This is a genomic window from Streptomyces asoensis, assembly GCF_016860545.1.
Lineage (GTDB): Bacteria > Actinomycetota > Actinomycetes > Streptomycetales > Streptomycetaceae > Streptomyces > Streptomyces asoensis.
Map to the genome: position 1 here is coordinate 442,188 of NZ_BNEB01000003.1, position 18,700 is coordinate 460,887.

The window sequence follows — 18,700 nt, forward strand, 5'->3', positions numbered from 1 at the left end:
TCCGTGCCGCGCGGGGTCACCGCGCGGGAGGCGGGCCGTCGATCGGCCGCCCCGGGACACCGGGCCGCCGCTGCCACGGCCGGGGGCCGGCGGGCGGGCGGTAGCCGACGCCCAGCGCGTCGAGCCGGCCGTAGTGGGACCGCATCCGCCGCTCGAAGCCGGCGAAGTCCCGCTCCCGCGGGGCGGGCAGGGCGCTCCAGGCGACCTCGGCGAAGGCGGCGAGCCGGGGGAAGGCCTGGTAGTCCACGCGCGTGTGGTCCTCCATCACCTCGGTCCAGAGGTTGGCCTGCGTACCGAGCACGTGCCGCGCCTCCCGGTGCGTCAGCTCCGCGGGAACGGGTTCGAAGCGGTAGACGTCCTCCAGGGTGCGCACGAACCCGATGGGCACGGGCTCGTCCGCGCCGCCGTGCTGCCGGTGGTCCAGGTAGACGTGCTGCTCGGGGCACATCACGACGTCGTGCCCGGCCCGCGCGGCGGCGATCCCGCCCGCGTAGCCGCGCCAGGACGACACGGCCGCGCCCTCGGCGAGCCCGCCCTCGAGGATCTCGTCCCAGCCGATGAGCCGGCGTCCGCGCGCGGTGAGCCAGCGGTCGAAGTGGCCGATGAACCAGGACTGGAGCCCGTCCTCGTCCGCGAGTCCGAGTTCCGCGATGCGGGCCTGCGCGGCCGGGGAGCGCCGCCACTGGTCCTTGGGGCATTCGTCGCCGCCCAGGTGGACGAACTCCGAGGGGAACAGCTCCAGTACTTCTTCGAGGACTCCTTCGTAGAAGCGCAGGGTGTTGTCGGTGGGGGCGAGTACGTGCGGGCTGATCCCCCAGGTGTCCCATACGGAGAGGGCCGCGGCGTGCTCGCCGGAGGCGGTGTCCAGGTCGGTGTTGCCGAGTTCCGGATAGGCGGTGATCGCGGCCTGCGAGTGGCCGGGGACGTCGATTTCGGGGACGACGGTGATGTGCCGTTCGGAGGCGTAGGCGACGATCTCCCGGATGTCGTCCTGCGTGTAGAAGCCGCCGTGCGGCTTCTCCTCCCACAGGGGTGAGGCGCGGTGGCCGAATTTCGTGCGCGCCCGCCAGGAACCCACCTCGGTCAGCCGCGGATGCCTCCTGATCTCGATCCGCCAGCCCTGGTCGTCCGTCAGATGAAAGTGGAAGACGTTGAGTTTGTGCGCCGCCATCAGGTCCAGGTAGCGCAGCACACCGTCCTTGGGCATGAAGTGCCGGGCGACGTCGAGCATGAGGCCCCGCCAGCGGAACCGGGGGCCGTCCTCGACGACCCCGTACGGGACGGCGCGGCCGGCCCCGGGCCGCACGGGCGCGCGCCGGAAGGCGTCGGCGCCGAGGAACTGCCGCAGCGTCTGGGCGCCCCAGAACACCCCGGCCGGGCCTCCGCCGCGGATCTCGACGCCCTGGTCGGGCAGGACGCTCAGCCGGTACGCCTCGGCCCCGAACGCGTCGTCCAGACGCAGCCGTACGGAGTGGCGGGCGTCCTGCGGGCCCGGTCGCAGGGGCAGACCGAGTGCCGCCCCGAGCGTGCCGCGCAGCCAGCGTTCGGTGGTCTGCGTGCCGGGAGCGGCCCACAGGACGGTGTCCTCACCGAGGAGGAACGCACCCCGCGCGGGGCCTTCCACGACGCGTGGCGCGGGAACGAGGTCCGTTTCGGAAATCACGCCGGTCCTTTACCGCTCCGTCCGGTCGCGGACCGGCCGTCGCTGTACGAGTACGAAGAACACCGGGATCCGGGCGGTTCCTGGTGGAGATGACGGAAAACGCGTTCACGCGTACCGGACACGGCGGCGCGAGCGGGAAACGGACCCGCCGGGAAACGCTTTCCGGCGCGTTCCGGGAACCAGGTCGTGAAGCGCGGCGAGAAGGCGATGTGAGGCGGGATCAGGGCCTGCGGGGCGTTCGGCCGGCCGAAGTCCGGCAGGCGGAGAACGTCGGATCGCGAGCGCCCTTGCGGGCGCCTTCCGGGACGCCGCAAACACGGCGGGCGGATCTCTCCGGAAGCCGAACCGGAATGGGGTGACGGCGGCCGCGGGAGGAATCGCGGGGGTGGCGCCGGGCGGTCGTCACGGCGACCCCGGTCACGGGGGCGGCGGGGGTAGGGCGGTCGAATTCGCGCCGCCGCGGAACACCGGGGAGGGAATTCCCGCACGGCGCCGGAGTCCGCGGTCGGACCGCCGGGCATCCGCGGAGGATTCACCGCTCCCCCTCCCGCGGCGCGGCCGGCCGGACGGGGAGCTCCACGGCACGGCCCTCCAGGCGTTGCACCCTGCGCAATGCGCGTTTCGCACCGCACAACACCCCGAAGGCTAAGGAGTGCCCGGGCGTCCCGGCAAGGGGCCGGGACGCCAAAAGCCCCCGGGACGCGGCACAGCGCGTCCCGGGGGCCCCGGAAAATCCCAGGGGGCTACTTCTTGTCGCCGCCCTTGCCCTTGTCGTCGCCGCCGCCCGCCATGGACTCGAAGATCTCCTTGCACATGGGGCACACGGGGTACTTCTTCGGGTCGCGGCCGGGCACCCAGACCTTGCCGCACAGCGCCACGACGGGCGTCCCGTCGAGGGCGCTCGCCATGATCTTGTCCTTCTGGACGTAGTGGGCGTAGCGCTCGTGGTCCCCGTCGCCGTGCGACACCTGCGGCGTCGGCTCTACGAGGGTTCCCGTCCCAGTGCCTCGCTGGGGCTGGGTCTCAGGCTCAAGAGTGCTCATGGCGCCAAGGGTACTGAAACCCGGTGCGAAGCTCGTCCGTCAGTTGAGCGAGGCGTCGTCCGGGTACGTCGCCACCATCGCCAGCTCGTTGCGCTGACGGCGCAGGACCTCGCGCCAGAGCCGCTCGGGCGACGGCGAGGAGACATCGCCCGGCTCGGACTCCACGACGTACCAGGCGCCCTCCCCCAGCTCGTCCTCCAGCTGCCCGGGGCCCCAGCCGGCGTATCCGGCGAAGATCCGCAACGAGCCGAGGGCCGAGGCCAGGAGCTCCGGCGGGGCCTCCAGGTCGACGAGGCCGATCGCGCCGTGCACCCGGCGCCAGCCGAGCGGCGTGCCGTTCGCGGCCGCGCCGCCCGGGACGACGGCGACCCCGAGGGCCGAGTCGAGGGACACCGGGCCGCCCTGGAAGACGACGCCGGGTTCACCGGTGAGGTCGGCCCAGCCCTCCAGGATGTCGCCGACACCCACCGGCGTGGGGCGGTTGAGGACGACACCGAGGGAGCCCTCCTCGTCGTGGTCGAGAAGGAGCACCACCGCACGGTCGAAGTTCGGGTCCGCCAGGGCGGGCGTTGCCACGAGCAGCCGCCCTGTGAGCGAGGACACCTCGGTCATGCCTGACATGATCCCGCATCTTCCCGTGCAGTGGGACGGCAATCCGGGGTACCGGGGTGAGGGCAGGTCGGGCGCACGGAAGCGGTCCGGGCGCACGCACCCGCGAGGAGGCCGACGGTGACCCCATGTGCCCGACGGGAAACGGTTCGTGTTGTGACACAGCTATGACGTTCCTGGGTGGTCCTCGGGCTTACGGGACAGGGGGCGACGGCGATTACTCTGTCTCCTCTGGCCCTGCCTCCGACACCAAGGCCCCTGCCCCAATCCACCATCCATGGAACGCGAGATACATGACCGTCAACGGCTCTGACGACGTACTGCTTGTCCACGGCGGCACCCCGCTCGAGGGCGAGATCCGTGTCCGCGGTGCGAAGAACCTCGTACCCAAGGCCATGGTCGCCGCCCTGCTGGGCAGTGAGCCGAGTCGGCTGCGCAACGTTCCCGACATCCGTGACGTGCGGGTCGTACGCGGCCTGCTGCAACTGCACGGGGTGACGGTCCGTCCGGGTGAGGAGCCGGGCGAGCTGGTGCTCGACCCGACCTACGTGGAGAGCGCCAACGTCGCCGACATCGATGCCCACGCGGGCTCGAGCCGGATCCCGATCCTGTTCTGCGGGCCCCTGCTGCACCGCCTCGGGCACGCGTTCATCCCCGGTCTGGGCGGCTGCGACATCGGCGGCCGGCCCATCGACTTCCACTTCGACGTGCTGCGCCAGTTCGGCGCGAAGATCGAGAAGCGGGAGGACGGCCAGTACCTGGAGGCACCGCAGCGGCTGCGCGGCACGAAGATCACGCTGCCGTACCCGTCCGTCGGCGCGACCGAGCAGGTCCTGCTGACCGCCGTGCTCGCCGAGGGCGTCACCGAGCTCTCGAACGCGGCCGTGGAGCCGGAGATCGAGGATCTCATCTGCGTGCTCCAGAAGATGGGCGCCATCATCGCGATGGACACCGACCGCACCATCCGCATCACCGGTGTCGACAAGCTCGGCGGCTACAACCACGCCGCCCTGTCGGACCGCCTGGAGGCCGCCTCCTGGGCGTCCGCCGCGCTGGCGACCGAGGGCAACATCTACGTCCGCGGCGCCCAGCAGCGCTCGATGATGACGTTCCTGAACACCTACCGGAAGGTGGGCGGCGCCTTCGAGATCGACGACGAGGGCATCCGCTTCTGGCACCCCGGCGGCCAGCTGAAGTCGATCGCGCTGGAGACGGACGTCCACCCCGGCTTCCAGACCGACTGGCAGCAGCCGCTCGTCGTGGCCCTGACGCAGGCCACGGGCCTGTCGATCATCCACGAGACGGTGTACGAGTCGCGGCTGGGCTTCACCTCGGCGCTCAACCAGATGGGCGCCCACATCCAGCTGTACCGCGAGTGCCTCGGCGGCTCGAACTGCCGCTTCGGGCAGCGCAACTTCCTGCACTCCGCGGTCGTGTCGGGCCCCACGAAGCTCCAGGGCGCCGATCTGGTCATCCCCGACCTGCGCGGCGGCTTCTCGTACCTGATCGCCGCCCTCGCGGCCCAGGGCACCTCCCGGGTCCACGGCATCGACCTCATCAACCGCGGCTACGAGAACTTCATGGAGAAGCTCGTCGAGCTCGGCGCGAAGGTCGAGCTGCCCGGCAAGGCACTCGGCTAGCCCGCCCGGCCCCGCGGCCGCAGCGAGAACGCCGATGGGGCGGCCACCCGGATCCGGGTGGCCGCCCCATCGGCGTTGTGCGCGCCCTGCGGCGGACGTGCCCCCGAAGGGGCGCGGGGAACTGCGCGGCCGGTCACAGGCGGCCCGCAGCTACCCACGGCACTCCCGGGGAGTGCTTACTTGCCCTTGGCCGCTTCCTTGAGCTTCGAGCCCGCGGAGACCTTGACGCTGTAGCCGGCCGGGATCTGGATCGGGTCGCCGGTCTGCGGGTTGCGGGCGGTGCGAGCGGCACGGTGGGTGCGCTCGAAGGTCAGGAAGCCGGGGATCGTGACCTTCTCGTCGCCCTTGGAGACGATGTCGCCGACGACCTCGGCGAACGCGGCCAGCACTGCGTCGGCGTCCTTGCGGGTCACCTCGGCGCGGTCGGCCAGCGCGGCCACCAGCTCACTGCGGTTCATGTTGTTACTCCCGTGTTCTTCTTGCCGTTGCGGCGTGCCACGCGGCGGAGCCGCATGTTGGGCACAGCGAAAGTCGTTGTGCACGCGCCCAGAGACGCATCCTGCCCCTACCAGCGGCGCGAAAGCCAATCCGGCACCCGCACGGAGCCGTGAGACAACCCTTGGGAGTCACACGGAGGGCGGTTGGGTCGGGCGCAACCCTAGAGGGCTGTTCCCGGCGCGACGTTCCGCGACGCGCCGTTGCGGGGGCCGCCGTGGCGATACTCACAGCCCCCGCCCCACGCGTGCCCCGAACTAGGAGGCCGACACTCCCGCGGCCTTCGCGGCCTCGCGGACCGCGCCGGCCACCGCGCCGGCGACCTTGTCGTTGAAGACGCTGGGGATGATGTAGTTCGGGTTGAGCTCGTCGTCGCTGACGACGTCCGCCAGGGCCTTCGCGGCCGCGAGCATCATCTCCGTGTTGACCGTGCGGGACTGCGCGTCGAGCAGGCCGCGGAAGACGCCCGGGAAGACCAGCACGTTGTTGATCTGGTTCGGGAAGTCGGAGCGGCCGGTGGCCACCACGGCGGCCGTCTGACGGGCGATCGCCGGGTCGACCTCGGGGTCCGGGTTCGCGAGCGCGAACACGATCGCGTCGTCGGTCATGGCGGCCACGTCGTCGCCGTCGAGGACGTTCGGGGCGGAGACGCCGATGAAGACGTCCGCGCCGCGCACGGCCTCCTTCAGGGTGCCGGTGAGGCCCTCGGGGTTGGTGTTGTCGGCGATCCAGCACAGCGCCGAGTCGGGGGCCGCGTCGACCAGGTCCTCGCGGTCCGCGTGGACGACGCCGTGGATGTCGGCGACGACCGCGTTCTTCACACCGGCCGCGAGCAGCAGCTTGAGGATCGCGGTGCCGGCCGCGCCGGCGCCGGACATGACGACACGCACGTCGCCGATGCCCTTGTTCACCACGCGCAGGGCGTTGGTGAGGGAGGCGAGGACGACGATGGCGGTGCCGTGCTGGTCGTCGTGGAAGACGGGGATGTCGAGGGCCTCGCGCAGCCGGGCCTCGATCTCGAAGCAGCGGGGCGCGGAGATGTCCTCGAGGTTGATGCCCGCGAAACCGGGGGCGATCGCCTTGACGATCTCGACGATGGCGTCGGTGTCCTGGGTGTCCAGGCACAGCGGCCAGGCGTCGATGCCCGCGAAGCGCTTGAACAGCGCGGCCTTGCCCTCCATGACCGGCAGCGCGGCCTTCGGACCGATGTTCCCCAGGCCCAGCACGGCCGAGCCGTCCGTCACGACCGCAACGGAGTTGCGCTTGATGGTGAGGCGGCGGGCGTCCTCGGGGTTCTCGGCGATCGCCATGCAGACGCGGGCCACACCCGGCGTGTAGATCATGGAGAGGTCGTCACGGTTGCGGATGGGGTGCTTGGACGCCATCTCGATCTTGCCGCCGAGGTGCATCAGGAACGTACGGTCGGAGACCTTGCCCAGGGTGACGCCCTCGATGCCGCGCAGCTGCTCGACGATCTCGTCGGCGTGCGCGGTGGAGGTGGCGGCGATGGTGACGTCGATCCGCAGCTTCTCGTGGCCGGACGCGGTGACGTCGAGGCCGGTCACCGAGCCTCCGTGGGACTCCACGGCCGTGGTGATCTGGGAGACCGCCGTTCCGCTCGCGGGCACCTCCAGACGGACCGTGATCGAGTAGGAGACGCTGGGCGCCGTTGCCATGGCCGACTTCCTCTGCACTGCTGGGTCGCGGGTTTGCCGTCCGATCGTCGCACCTACCGACGAGTACGTGAAAGCCGCCCCGGATTGCGATCGTTTTGTTCTCAATGAATCTCGACGAAGGGGGCGGGCACGGCGAGAGGCCCGCACCACGGTGTGGTGCGGGCCTCTCCCGACGTTCATGACACCGGCCCGCCATGCTCGCCTCGCGGCAAGTGGTCGCTCGTAGCGACGAAGGTTGGGCCCGGGGGCTTGGATCGAGCCGGTGTCACGACCAGGCTAACAAACGGATGCCCGAAGGCCATTCCCGTCCGCCAGGTTCACAGGAAACGGTCGCCCGCGCGGCCGCCCGCGCGCTCCCCCGGCGGACCGCGCGGCCCGGTCCCCGCCGGGGCCGGACCTGCGGCTCAGTCCCTGAGAAGGTCCGGCACGCCGTCCGCGTCCGGCTCGTCGCGCTCCCCGGAGACGACCGTCAGCTGCTGGGTGGCGCGGGTGAGGGCCACGTACAGCACCCGCAGGCCGGCCGGTGACTCGTCCGCGATCTCCGCGGGCGAGACGACGACCGTCGCGTCGTACTCCAGGCCCTTCGCCTCCAGGCTGCCGAGGGCCACCACGCGCTCGCCGAGGCCGGCCAGCCAGCGTCTCGCCTCCTCACGGCGGTTCATGGCGACCACGACGCCGACCGTGCCGTCGACCCGCTCCAGGAGGCGCGCGGCCTCCGCCCGGACGGTGGCGCCCAGCGTGTCGGTGACGGCCTCGAAGCGGGGCACGACACCCGTCGACCTGACCGCCGACGGGGACTTCGCGCCCGGCATCGCCAGGGCCAGCACCTTCGCCGCGAGCTCCGCGATCTCGGCGGGGTTGCGGTAGTTCACGGTCAGCTCGAAGCGGCGGCGCGGGCGGGTGCCCAGTGCCTCGTCACGGGCCTCGGCGGCCTCGTCCGGGTCCGACCAGGAGGACTGGGCCGGGTCGCCGACGACCGTCCAGGTGGCGTGTCTGCCGCGGCGGCCGACCATGCGCCACTGCATCGGGGTGAGGTCCTGGGCCTCGTCGACGATGACGTGCGCGTACTCGGTGCGCTCCTGGGCGAGCCGCTCGGCGCGCTCGCGCTGGGTCTCCTCGCGCACCGGCATCAGCTCCTCCAGGCCGGTGAGCTGGTCCAGCGGGTCGTACTCGCGCCGTTTGCGCGGGCGCAGCGGGGCGCCCAGGATCGCCTGGAGCTCGTCGAGCATGGCGATGTCGTGCACCGAGTGGCCTTCGCGCCTGAGCGCGCGGGCGACCCTGCGGACCTCGCCCGGGCTGAGGACGCGCCGCGCCCAGCGTCCAAGGCGCCGCTCGTCGGCCATGGCCGTCAGGACCGCCTGCGGGGTCAGCTCGGGCCACCATGCGTCCAGGAACGCGATGAACGAGTCCTCGGTGGTCACGTCCTCGTCGAAGGAGGACCGCAGCTCGGCGGCGAGTTCGGGGTCGCTGTGCCGGCCGGCCGCGCCGGAGCGCTCCCACAGGGCGTCCAGGAGGAGTTTGCGGGCGCGGGGCCGCAGGAGGTTCACCGGGGCGGTGCCGCTGAGGGCGCTCTGGCGGACGCGGTCCAGGTCGGCGGCCTCCAGTTCCAGGCGGCGGCCGAAGGCGACGACCCGCAGCCGGGTGGGGGTGGCCGAGGGCGCCGGTGACTCGTCGGGCTCGTCGAGGGTGGGCTGCGCCGCGGCCCGCCCGCCGCTCTCCAGCGCGCCGCGCGCGGCCTTGCGCAGCACCTTCAGCATCCGGTACGACCCCTTGGCCCGGGCCACCGCCGGGGAGTCGTACAGGGTGGCCTCGGCGCCGTCGACGAGGGAGCCGATGGCGCGGATGGCGACCTGGCCCTCCTCGCCGAGCGAGGGGAGCACGCCCTCGGTGTACGCCACCAGCAGGGGCGTGGGCGAGACGATCAGGATGCCGCCGGAGTACCGGCGCCGGTCCTGGTAGAGCAGGTAGGCGGCCCGGTGCAGCGCGACGGCGGTCTTCCCGGTGCCGGGGCCGCCCTCCACGTAGGTCACGGAGGCGGCGGGCGCGCGGATCACCAGGTCCTGCTCGGCCTGGATGGAGGCGACGATGTCGCGCATGGTGTGGCTGCGGGCCTGTCCGAGGGCGGCCATGAGGGCGCCGTCGCCGATGACGGGCAGCTCGGAGCCGTCCAGGGCCGCCTTGAGCTCGGGACGCATCAGGTCGTCCTCGACGCCGAGGACGCGCCGCCCCTTCGAGCGGATCACCCGGCGCCGTACGACCCGCCCCGGGTCGACCGGGGTGGACCGGTAGAAGGGGGCCGCGGCCGGTGCCCGCCAGTCGATGACCAGGGGGGCGTAGTCGGAGTCGAGGACCCCGATCCGGCCGATGTGGAGCGTTTCCGCGATGTCGGCGGTGTTGTCGGGGCGGACGGCCCCCTCGGCGGGCTCGACGGCGGTGTAGGCGCCGTCCGGGCCCTTCTTGCCGTCCTTGCCGAGGAGCAGGTCGATCCGCCCGAAGAGGAAGTCCTCGAACTCGTTGTTGAGCCGGTTGAGGTGGACGCCGGCGCGGAACACCTGCGCGTCCCGCTCGGCGAGGGCCCCGGGGGTGCCGACCTGGCCGCGCTTGGCCGCGTCGTCCATGAGGAACTCGGCCTCGTGGATCTTCTCCTCGAGGCGCCGGTACACCCGGTCGAGGTGTTCCTGTTCGACGCCGATCTCTCGGTCCCGCACCGAATCCGGCGCGGGGTGCCGATCCGATCCGACCGCGGTCTCCTGCTGTGCCTGAACGGCCACCGGGCCCCCTTCTGACGTGCTGGGCAGCCGTCAACCGTACGCGAAGGGGGCCCGCCGAAGGAAGTTACGCGTCGATCTGGACGAGCTTCTTGCCGTCGAAGGTCATGACCTCGAAGTGGTCGATCTCGCCGGTCTTGAAGGCGGCGCCGCCGACGACGTAGAGCGGGTTCTTGGCCTGCTCGGTCTTGGCTCCGGGGAGACCGTAGCCCCACTCCGGGACCGACCAGGAGGAGACCGTCTCGCGCTCGCCGTTCTTGCCGACGGCGATGAGCGAGCACTTCTCCGGGCCGGCCACGTTCTTCAGCTCGACGCCGATCTCCGTGCCCCACGCCTTCTCGCCCATGGCGACGGTCGCCGAGACCTTGCTCGCGGGGTCGGTCGCGGAGACCCGGTCCGTGAGCGCGGCGAAGGTGGTCTGGGCACTGTTCGCCGACTTCGGCGCACTCGCCTCGGTCCCCTTGGTCCCGCTGTCGCCGCCGGTCGCCGCCAGGACGGTGAGCGGACCGCCGATGATCAGCGCGGCCGCCGCGGCCACCAGGAAGAAGGAACGACGGCGCTTGACCGCGCGGCGCTCGGACACCTCGTCGACCAGCCGTTCCGCGAGCCGCGGACTGGGACGGGCCGACAGGGACTCGCCGATCGCGGGGGTGCCGGTGCCCGGCAGGTCCGCGAGGGCGGCCAGCATGGGTTCCATGCCCGCGAGCTCGTCGAGCTGCTGGGCGCACCACTCGCAGCCGGCGAGATGCATCTCGAAAGCGGTTGCTTCGGCGTCGTCGAGAATCCCGAGGGCATAGGCGCCGACGGTCTCGTGTTCGCTCGGGCTCGGAGATCCCGCAGATCCCTGCATGGGACCAGACATACCCGAACCACCTGCTCCGAATCCCCCGTAAACGCTCATCACGCCGTCACCCCCCGCTCCTCCAGAGCCAGCTTCATCGACCGCAGGGCATAGAAGACCCGTGAGCGCACGGTGCCGCTGGGTATGCCCAGCGTCTCGGCCGCCTCGTTGACGGTACGCCCCTTGAAGTACGTCTCGACGAGCACCTCCCGGTGGGCCGGGGTCAGGTCGTCGAGCGCGTCGGACAGCGTCATCAGCCACAGCGCCTTGTCGATCTCGTCCTCCGCAGGAATGACCTCCAGCGGCGACGGGTCGACCTCCTGCGGCCGGGCCTGCCGGCTGCGGTGGCCGTCGATGACGATGCGGCGTGCGACCGTCACCAGCCAGGGGCGTACAGATCCGGTCGCACGATTGAGCTGACCGGCGTTCTTCCAGGCACGGATGAGCGTCTCCTGCACGACGTCCTCGGCGCGCTGCCGATCTCCGGCAACCAGGCGCAGGACATACGCAAGCAGGGGTCCGGCATGCTCCCGATACAGAGCACGCATCAGCTCCTCGTCAGGTTCCGAGGGCTGGGACATGCGATGTCGGGCCCTCGATCCACGTTCATTGGCCACGGCCGCATCCTTGCGCACGCCCACCTCCGGTGTCCGGGGGATCCCCCAGTCGGTCGCTCGACGACGGGTACGCAGACGGGGTGTTGGGTGTTCAAACCACCGGGACATTTTTCTTCGGGGTGTCATGACGAGGGGGACATGGCGGCACATTCCCACCGCTTTTTCTTTACATTTCCGCCACACCGACAAGATCGCGCTGGCTGCCCCGGCTTCCGTCCGGGTAAACGGCGTGTAATCGAAATCACTTCGAAGGCCGCTCTCCGCCCCCTCCACGAAAGCCGCATACCAGGCAGGGGAGTTACGGACGTGACGCGAGTGCCGCCCGTCTGCGGTGCCGCGCCACCCGTTCCCGGTTGCCGCAGACCTCACTGGAACACCAGCGCCGCCGGCGCCCCCGGGACATGTCGACGTACACGATCGGGCAGTTGTCGCCCTCGCACTGCCGAAGGCCCGCCCGGGCGACGGGATCGGTGAGCAGCTCCACCGCGTCCCGGGCCACCGCGGCCAGCAGCGCGGCACACGCCGGCGGTCCGGCCAACGCGCGCACGAGCGCGCCCTCTTCGCCGCGTACGGCCCGCGGGGCGGGGGGCGCGGCCCGGGCGAAGTCGTTGACGCGGGCCAGCGCGGGGTCGTCGGGCCCGCTGTCGTGCCGGGCGAGAGGTCCGCTGTCGTGCAGGGCCAGCCACCCGTGCACCAACTGTCCGGTATTGCGTCGCAGTTCGCGGAACGCCGGCGGCCAGGAGGAGTCCGCGTGGGTGAGCGGGGTGCCCGGCGGGACCAGGCCGCTGCCGCGGATCCACGCGCACAACGGCGCCACGGCGTCCAGCCGTTCGACGGGATGCGCGGTCGCGAGCAGGTCGAGACAGATCCGGCCGGCGTCGAACCGGAGCTCGTCCATGCGCGTGTCACCGCCAACCCAGCTGCCCTGCTCGGGAATCCGTCCCTTCACAGTGCCAGCGCGCGGTGCCGACCACCAGCCCGTGGGGCGTACCCCTCCCGGAGAGATCCCGGGATCTCCCGGGCCGGGTGGTGAAGCCGCCTATCCGTCGGCGTACTTGGCGTCCGCCGCCGGGTCCAGCGCCAGCCGGTATCCCCGCTTCACCACCGTCTGGATCAGCTTCGGCGTGCCGAGGGCCGTCCGCAGCCGGGCCATCGCCGTCTCCACCGCGTGCTCGTCGCGCCCGGCGCCCGGCAGCGCCCGCAGCAGCTCGGCGCGCGGCACCACCCACCCCGGCCTGCGGGCCAGCGCCCGCAGCAAGGACATCCCCGCCGGGGGCACCGGGCGCAGACTGCCGTCGACCAGCACCGCGTGGCCCCGGATCTCCACCCGGTGCCCGGCGACCGGCAGCGCCCTGGCCCGCACCGGCAGCTCCTGGCACAGCAACTGCACGAGCGGCCCGAGCCGGAACCGCTCGGGGGAGACGGTGGGCACGCCCCGCGCCTGCAACGGCAGCGCGGTGACCGGGCCGACACAGGCCGGCAGCACGTCGTGGTGCAGTGCGGCGACCAGCTCCGCCAGCAGCCCGCGCTGCTCCGCCCGCGAGAACAGGGAGACGGCCGCGGGCGCGCTGGTGAAGGTGATCGCGTCCAGACCGCGCGAGACGGCGGCGTCGAGGAGCCGGTCCAGCGGTGTGATGTCCTCCGGCGGCATCCACCGGTAGACGGGGACCCCCACGACCTCCGCGCCCGCGGCCCGCAGCGACTCCACGAACCCGGGCAGCGGCTCACCGTGCAGCTGGACGGCGACCCGCCGTCCGTCGACGCCCTCCTCCAGGAGCCGGTCGAGCACCTCGGCCATGGACTCGCTGGACGGCGACCACTCCTCCGTCAGCCCGGCGGCCCGTACGGCGCCCTTGACCTTGGGGCCGCGGGCCAGCAGCTCGACCCCGCCGAGCCGGGCGAGCAACTGCTCGCCGAGTCCCCAGCCGTCGGCCGCCTCGATCCAGCCCCGGAAGCCGATCGCCGTCGTCGCGACCACGACGTCCGGCGCCTGGTCGATGAGTTCCTTGGTGGCGGCGAGCAGTTCGCCGTCGTCGGCGAGCGGCACGATGCGCAGGGCGGGCGCGTGCAGCACCGCCGCCCCGCGTCGCTGGAGCAGCGCGCCGAGCTCCTCGGCGCGGCGCGCGGCCGTCACGCCCACGGTGAAGCCCGCGAGGGGCCCGTGTTCGACGGCGCCCTCGGGGCCGGCGTCGGATCGCTGCTGTTCGTACATCACTCTCGTCCCGCTCGAGTCCCGTTCACACCTACATGCCGACGAGCCTGTCAATGGTGCATGACAGGCTCGGTTCGGCCACATGTCGCCGGTGTTACGTCACACCTCGGCGTAGCTGAGCTGCGGCTTCGCCTCGGAAGCGGCGCTGCCCGCCGTGGTCCGGCCGGCCGGGCGGCGAAGGTATACGGCCCAGGTGACCGCGAAGCACGCCGCGTAGAAGGCGAGGAAGGCGACGAACGCGCCGGTGCCGGAGCCGTAGGAGAGGAAGGACTGCCGGAAGGCCAGGTTGATCCCCACCCCGCCGAGCGCGCCGACCGCCCCGATGAGACCCATGGAGGCGCCGGACAGCCGCCGGCCGTGGGCGGCCGCCTCCTCGCCCGTGAGCCCCTGGGCGACGGCCTTCGCCTGGAAGATGCCGGGGATCATCTTGTACGTCGAACCGTTGCCGAGGCCGCTGAGCACGAACAGCACCACGAAGACGCAGACGAACAGCGGCAGCGACTTGCGCATGCTCGCGAAGACCAGGACGGCGGTGGCCGCGGCCATGCCGACGTAGTTGTACAGGGTGATGCGGGCGCCGCCGTAACGGTCGGCGAGCCAGCCGCCGACGGGCCGGATCAGGGAACCGAGCAGCGGGCCGATGAAGGTGAGGTAGGCCGCCTGGAGGGGCGTCCGGCCGAACTGGTTCGTCAGGACCTGGCCGAAGGCGAAGCTGTAGCCGATGAACGACCCGAACGTCCCCACGTAGAGGAAGGACATGATCCAGGTGTGGCCGTCCTTCGCCGCGTCGACGGCGGCGCCGGTGTCGTTCTTCACGGAGGCCAGGTTGTCCATGTACAGCGCGGCGAGGGTGGCGGCGACGAGGATCAGCGGGATGTAGATCCCGAGCAGGACGCGCGGTCCGCCGCTCGCGCCGATGACGGCGAGACCGATCAGCTGGAGGACCGGCACGCCGATGTTGCCGCCGCCCGCGTTGAGCCCCAGCGCCCATCCCTTCTTGCGGAGCGGGAAGAACGCGTTGATGTTGGTCATCGAGGAGGCGAAGTTGCCGCCGCCGATGCCCGCCAGCAGGCCGACCAGGAGGAACGTGCCGAAGGAGGTCCCCGGCTCCATCACGGTGAACGCGGCGGTCGTGGGGATCAGGAGCAGACCGGCCGAGATGATCGTCCAGTTGCGCCCGCCGAAGATCGCGACGGCGAAGGTGTACGGCACCCGGACGACCGCCCCCACCAGCGTCACCATCGACGTGAGCAGGAACTTGTCGGCCGGGGTGAGGCCGTACTCCGGGCCCATGAAGAGCACCAGCACGGACCACAGGGTCCAGATCGAGAAGCCGATGTGCTCGGAGAGGACGGAGAAGAGGAGGTTGCGGCGGGCGATCTTCTCGCCCTTCTCGTTCCAGAAGGCCTCGTTCTCCGGGTCCCACTCCTCGATCCAGTGGCTCCCCTTCTTCACGGGGGGCGGGGATGCGGGGGCTGTACTCGGGGCTGTCATGACGCCTCCACGGTGCTCCGGGGCTCGGGTGTTTCGAGGGGATGAGCGGTGATGAGTCCCGAAGGTAGGGAGGCCGCGTTTCCGCGCTGTGGCTGTGGGTGACCGGAAAGGAACGTTGCTCTCACCTTGCGCGCGGGCCCGGTGAGAGGTCCAGGGCGGGCCCCGCCCGCCGCGCGGCGCTCGGGGCCCGGTGAGGGACCCCGCGCGAAGCCCGTGCGCCGCGCGGGGCCCGTGCGCCGCGCGGGGCTCAGGCGCGGTGCGCCGCCGCCCGGCCGTCCGGCCACAGCCGGGGCCTGCGGCGGGCCGCCAGGTCCTCCACCCAGCCGAAGCAGACCACGCAGAGCGCCGTGAGCAGCCAGATGACCGGCAGTTGCGGCCACGGGCTCTGGAGGATCCACGGGGCGCCGGTCTCCAGTCCCGGGACGGCCCACAGCCGGTCCCACAGCGCCTCGACGATCCCGATGCACACGTTGTGCCAGAGGTAGATCGTCACGGCCCGGGAGTTGAGCAGGGTGATCAGCCGGTCCCAGCGGCGCAGCCTGCCCGGCCACTGCGACCAGGACGGGCTGAGGTGCAGGAGCAGCAGGACCGCGGCGAACGACCACAGCGACTGGGCGAACGGCATGTCGTCCAGGTCGTGGCCCTCCTCCAGATGATGGGCCAGGGCGTACCAGAGGCCGGCCGCCGCCACCGCCGGGGCCAGCGACGGCACCACGTACCGGGGCAGCCGGCGCAGGATCCCCTCCTGGTGGGCCATCCCCAGCAGCCAGCACGCGCCGAACGCGCCGAAGTCGCTGAGCTGCGCCTCCAGCCGCCAGCCCGGCACCGGGAGCATCCCGGCCTCCAGGGCGGCCGACAGCACGAGCGGTGCGACGACCGTGAGCCAGGGCAGCCGGCGCAGGGCGCGCAGCAGGAGCGGGGAGAGCAGCACGAACCACAGGTAGGCGCGGATGTACCACAGCGGGACGCCCATGTCGGTGGCCCAGTCGTCGCCGATCAGCCCGTGCACGCCGGGCAGCCCGTCACCGTACGGCGGGTCGCTGAGCGGCAGGATCCAGTAGCCGAGGTGGAGCCACCACCAGCCGGGGTGTCCGTCCTCGTCCGGGCCCCAGCCCGCCGCCAGCATGCCGGTCACACCGACCGCGCCCAGCAGCCACAGCGGGGGCAGCAGCCTGCGCAGCCGGCCCCGCACGACCTCCGGCGCGGGGCGCCTGGCCAGCGAACGGGCCATCAGGTTGCCGGCGAGCGCGAACATCACGCCCATGGAAGGGAAGACGATGGGCAGCCAGGCCCAGCCCATCAGGTGGTAGAGGACGACCCGGAACAGGGCGACGGCACGCAGCAGGTCGAAGTAGAGGTCGCGTCCGCCGCCCTTCTTCCGGGCACCGCGCTGCTCGGAACCCTGCGACTGCGGACCCCGCTGCTCCGGACCCTGCTCCGGACCCTGCTGATCCGCCGCGGTGTTCCGGGTCGGCGGGTCGGGCAGTTCGGGCAGCTCGGACGTGGTGTCGGTCGGACGGATGCTCATCAGGCCGCTCCTGCGTCCGCGGTCGCCGCCTGCGCACCGGGCGGCGCGGCCACCTGTCCCTTGCGGCGGAGTTTCTGCCAGCGCAGGCGGCCGCCGGTGAGGGCGGTGATCCACGACTGGAGCAGCACGATGTACATCAGCTGGCGGTACAGGAGTTGCTGGAGCGGCAGGGAGATGAGCGGGGTGAGGCGCTCGCGGTCCAGGACGAACGCGTAGGCCGCGCAGCCCGCCTGGACGGCGAGGACGCCGAACCAGGCCGCGACCGTCTCGCCGGTCGGACCGAAGAGCAGGCCGTAGACGAGGAACAGGTCGATGAGGGGGGCGAGGAGCGGGGCGACGACCATGAAGAGGGAGACCAGGGGCAGCCCGACGCGGCCGAAGCGTCCCGAGGGGCCCGACTCCACCAGCGCCCTGCGGTGCTTCCAGATCGCCTGCATGGTGCCGTAGCACCAGCGGTAGCGCTGCGACCAGAGCTGCTGGACTGACTCGGGTGCCTCGGTCCAGGCGCGGGCCTTCTCCGCGTACACGACGTGCCAGCCGTCGCGGTGCATGGCCATGGTGATGTCGGTGTCCTCGGCGAGGGTGTCGTCGCTCATGCCGCCGACCCGTTCCAGCGCGGTGCGGCGGAACGCGCCCACCGCGCCGGGGATGGTCGGCATGCAGCGCAGCACGTCGTACATGCGGCGGTCGAGGTTGAAGCCCATCACGTACTCGATGTGCTGCCAGGCGCCGATGAGGGTGTCCTTGTTGCCGACCTTGGCGTTGCCCGCGACGGCGCCGACCCGGGGATCGGCGAAGGGCTGGACGAGTTCGCGGACGGTGGACGGCTCGAAGACCGTGTCGCCGTCCATCATCACGATGAGGTCGTGCCGGGCGTTGGCGATGCCCCGGTTGAGGGCGGCGGGCTTGCCCGCGTTGAGCTGGCGGACGACCCGGACGCCGGGCAGCCGCAGGTCCTCGACGATCCGGGCGGTGCCGTCGCTGGAGCCGTCGTCGATGACGAGGATCTCGATCGGGTGCTCGCTCTCGATCAGCGAACGCACCGTGTTCTCGATGCACTTGGCCTCGTTGTACGCCGGGACGAGCACCGACACCGGTTCGGTGACGGGCGCGTCGGGCCCCCAGACGAACCCCCTGCGGCGGGTGCGGCGGGTGTGGATCGCCGAGAGCAGGAGCATCAGCCCGAAGCGGGCGAAGACCAGGACGCCGATGACGGCGAGTCCGACGACCAGCACGCCGGTGACGTCGTCGGAGGCCTCGACGAGGAAGACCCAGGCCTTGCCCTTCCACAGGTCGACCCCGGTGACCGGGGTGTGCGCGCTCGGGGCCTTCAGCGCCTCGGTGAGGTTCTCGAACTCGTAGCCTTTGGCCCGGAGTTCGGGCAGGTAGGTGTCGAGTGCCTGCACCGTCTGGTGCCGGTCGCCGCCGGAGTCGTGCATCAGCACGATCGCGCCCTTGCCGCCCCGCGGTGTGGCGTTGCGGATGATCTGCCGCACACCGGGCCTGCGCCAGTCCTCGCTGTCGGCGGTGGTGAAGACGGTGAGGTAGCCCCGGGTGCCGACGTACTGGGTGACCGGCCAGGACGCGTCGTCGAGGGCGTCCGCGCTGGAGGAGTAGGGCGGGCGGAAGAGCGAGGTCCGGATGCCCGCCGCTCCCGCCAGGGCCAGCTGGTTCTGGGTGAGCTCCCAGTCGATGCGCTTCTTCGACTGGTAGGAGAGATCGGGGTGGTTGAAGGTGTGCAGGCCGATCTCGTGGCCCTCCTCGACCATCCGCTCGACGAGGTCGGGATAGCGGGAGGCCATGGTGCCGGTGATGAAGAAGACGGCGTGCACGTGGTGCTTCTTCAGGACGTCGAGGACCTTGGGGGTCCATGTCGGGTCGGGGCCGTCGTCGAAGGTGAGGACGATCCGGTGGTCCGGCACGTCCAGGCTGGTCCGCTGCCCGTTGCGGGTGTCGACGACCGGTCCGCCCTGGAGGACCGACTTCGGGACCTTGTCGGCGGCGGCCTCGGGGCGGACCCGGTGGTCGGCGAGGATCTCGCTGTGCACGTAGCCGCGCAGCATCAGCATCGCCATCATCGCGCCGAGCACGAGGAGCGGCAGGACGCGGCGCAG

14 protein-coding genes are annotated in these 18,700 nt (G+C 71.8%); 1 reads left to right on the forward strand and 13 read right to left on the reverse strand.

Annotated features, from left to right (window positions below):
- Positions 1-16: 16 nt before the first annotated feature.
- From Saso_RS14770 to Saso_RS14780, 3 genes are all read right to left on the reverse strand, one after another.
- Entirely contained in the window at positions 17-1,663 is a 1,647-nt protein-coding gene (locus Saso_RS14770) for a beta-N-acetylhexosaminidase (protein WP_189918352.1), read from the reverse strand.
- A 743-nt stretch (positions 1,664-2,406) separates the two neighbouring features.
- Positions 2,407-2,706, reverse strand: a complete 300-nt coding sequence (locus Saso_RS14775) for a DUF3039 domain-containing protein (protein WP_078616040.1) — start codon at positions 2,704-2,706, stop codon at positions 2,407-2,409.
- 39 nt (positions 2,707-2,745) lie between these two features.
- Positions 2,746-3,318, reverse strand: coding sequence for a YqgE/AlgH family protein (locus Saso_RS14780; protein WP_189918354.1), 573 nt, complete (start codon positions 3,316-3,318; stop codon positions 2,746-2,748).
- Positions 3,319-3,608: 290 nt separating this feature from the next.
- Here Saso_RS14780 and murA point away from each other — a divergent pair, with 290 nt between their 5' ends.
- On the forward strand, positions 3,609-4,955 hold the full coding sequence (gene murA, locus Saso_RS14785) for a UDP-N-acetylglucosamine 1-carboxyvinyltransferase (protein ID WP_189918356.1): 1,347 nt from the start codon (positions 3,609-3,611) through the stop codon (positions 4,953-4,955).
- Positions 4,956-5,131: 176 nt separating this feature from the next.
- Here the strand turns inward: murA and Saso_RS14790 are convergent, their stop codons facing one another.
- From Saso_RS14790 to Saso_RS14835, 10 genes are all read right to left on the reverse strand, one after another.
- Positions 5,132-5,413 (reverse strand): HU family DNA-binding protein, encoded by a 282-nt coding sequence (locus Saso_RS14790; protein ID WP_004000874.1) that lies wholly within the window; start codon positions 5,411-5,413, stop codon positions 5,132-5,134.
- A gap of 294 nt (positions 5,414-5,707) precedes the next feature.
- The gene (locus tag Saso_RS14795) at positions 5,708-7,126 is read right to left on the reverse strand and encodes an NAD-dependent malic enzyme (protein ID WP_189918358.1); all 1,419 of its coding nucleotides are present in this window, start codon (positions 7,124-7,126) and stop codon (positions 5,708-5,710) included.
- Between the two features lie 404 nt (positions 7,127-7,530).
- Positions 7,531-9,897: a HelD family protein gene (locus Saso_RS14800; RefSeq protein ID WP_189918360.1), complete on the reverse strand. Its 2,367-nt coding sequence runs from the start codon at positions 9,895-9,897 to the stop codon at positions 7,531-7,533.
- Positions 9,898-9,961: 64 nt separating this feature from the next.
- Positions 9,962-10,744: an anti-sigma factor family protein gene (locus Saso_RS14805; protein ID WP_189918362.1), complete on the reverse strand. Its 783-nt coding sequence runs from the start codon at positions 10,742-10,744 to the stop codon at positions 9,962-9,964.
- Between the two features lie 50 nt (positions 10,745-10,794).
- Positions 10,795-11,316 carry a sigma-70 family RNA polymerase sigma factor gene (locus tag Saso_RS14810; protein ID WP_010039908.1) on the reverse strand — a complete coding sequence of 174 codons (522 nt, stop codon included), beginning with the start codon at positions 11,314-11,316 and terminating at the stop codon, positions 10,795-10,797.
- Positions 11,317-11,650: 334 nt separating this feature from the next.
- On the reverse strand, positions 11,651-12,250 hold the full coding sequence (locus Saso_RS14815) for an ABATE domain-containing protein (RefSeq protein ID WP_189918364.1): 600 nt from the start codon (positions 12,248-12,250) through the stop codon (positions 11,651-11,653).
- A gap of 141 nt (positions 12,251-12,391) precedes the next feature.
- Complete coding sequence (locus Saso_RS14820; RefSeq protein ID WP_189918366.1) at positions 12,392-13,564, reverse strand: uroporphyrinogen-III synthase; 1,173 nt, start codon at positions 13,562-13,564, stop codon at positions 12,392-12,394.
- 99 nt (positions 13,565-13,663) lie between these two features.
- Positions 13,664-15,058 (reverse strand): nitrate/nitrite transporter, encoded by a 1,395-nt coding sequence (locus tag Saso_RS14825; protein ID WP_189918368.1) that lies wholly within the window; start codon positions 15,056-15,058, stop codon positions 13,664-13,666.
- Between the two features lie 247 nt (positions 15,059-15,305).
- Positions 15,306-16,586: an acyltransferase family protein gene (locus tag Saso_RS14830; protein ID WP_189918370.1), complete on the reverse strand. Its 1,281-nt coding sequence runs from the start codon at positions 16,584-16,586 to the stop codon at positions 15,306-15,308.
- Positions 16,586-18,664: a glycosyltransferase gene (locus Saso_RS14835; protein ID WP_229901086.1), complete on the reverse strand. Its 2,079-nt coding sequence runs from the start codon at positions 18,662-18,664 to the stop codon at positions 16,586-16,588. The genes Saso_RS14830 and Saso_RS14835 overlap by 1 nt, the downstream gene beginning before the upstream one ends.
- Positions 18,665-18,700 lie beyond the last annotated feature (36 nt).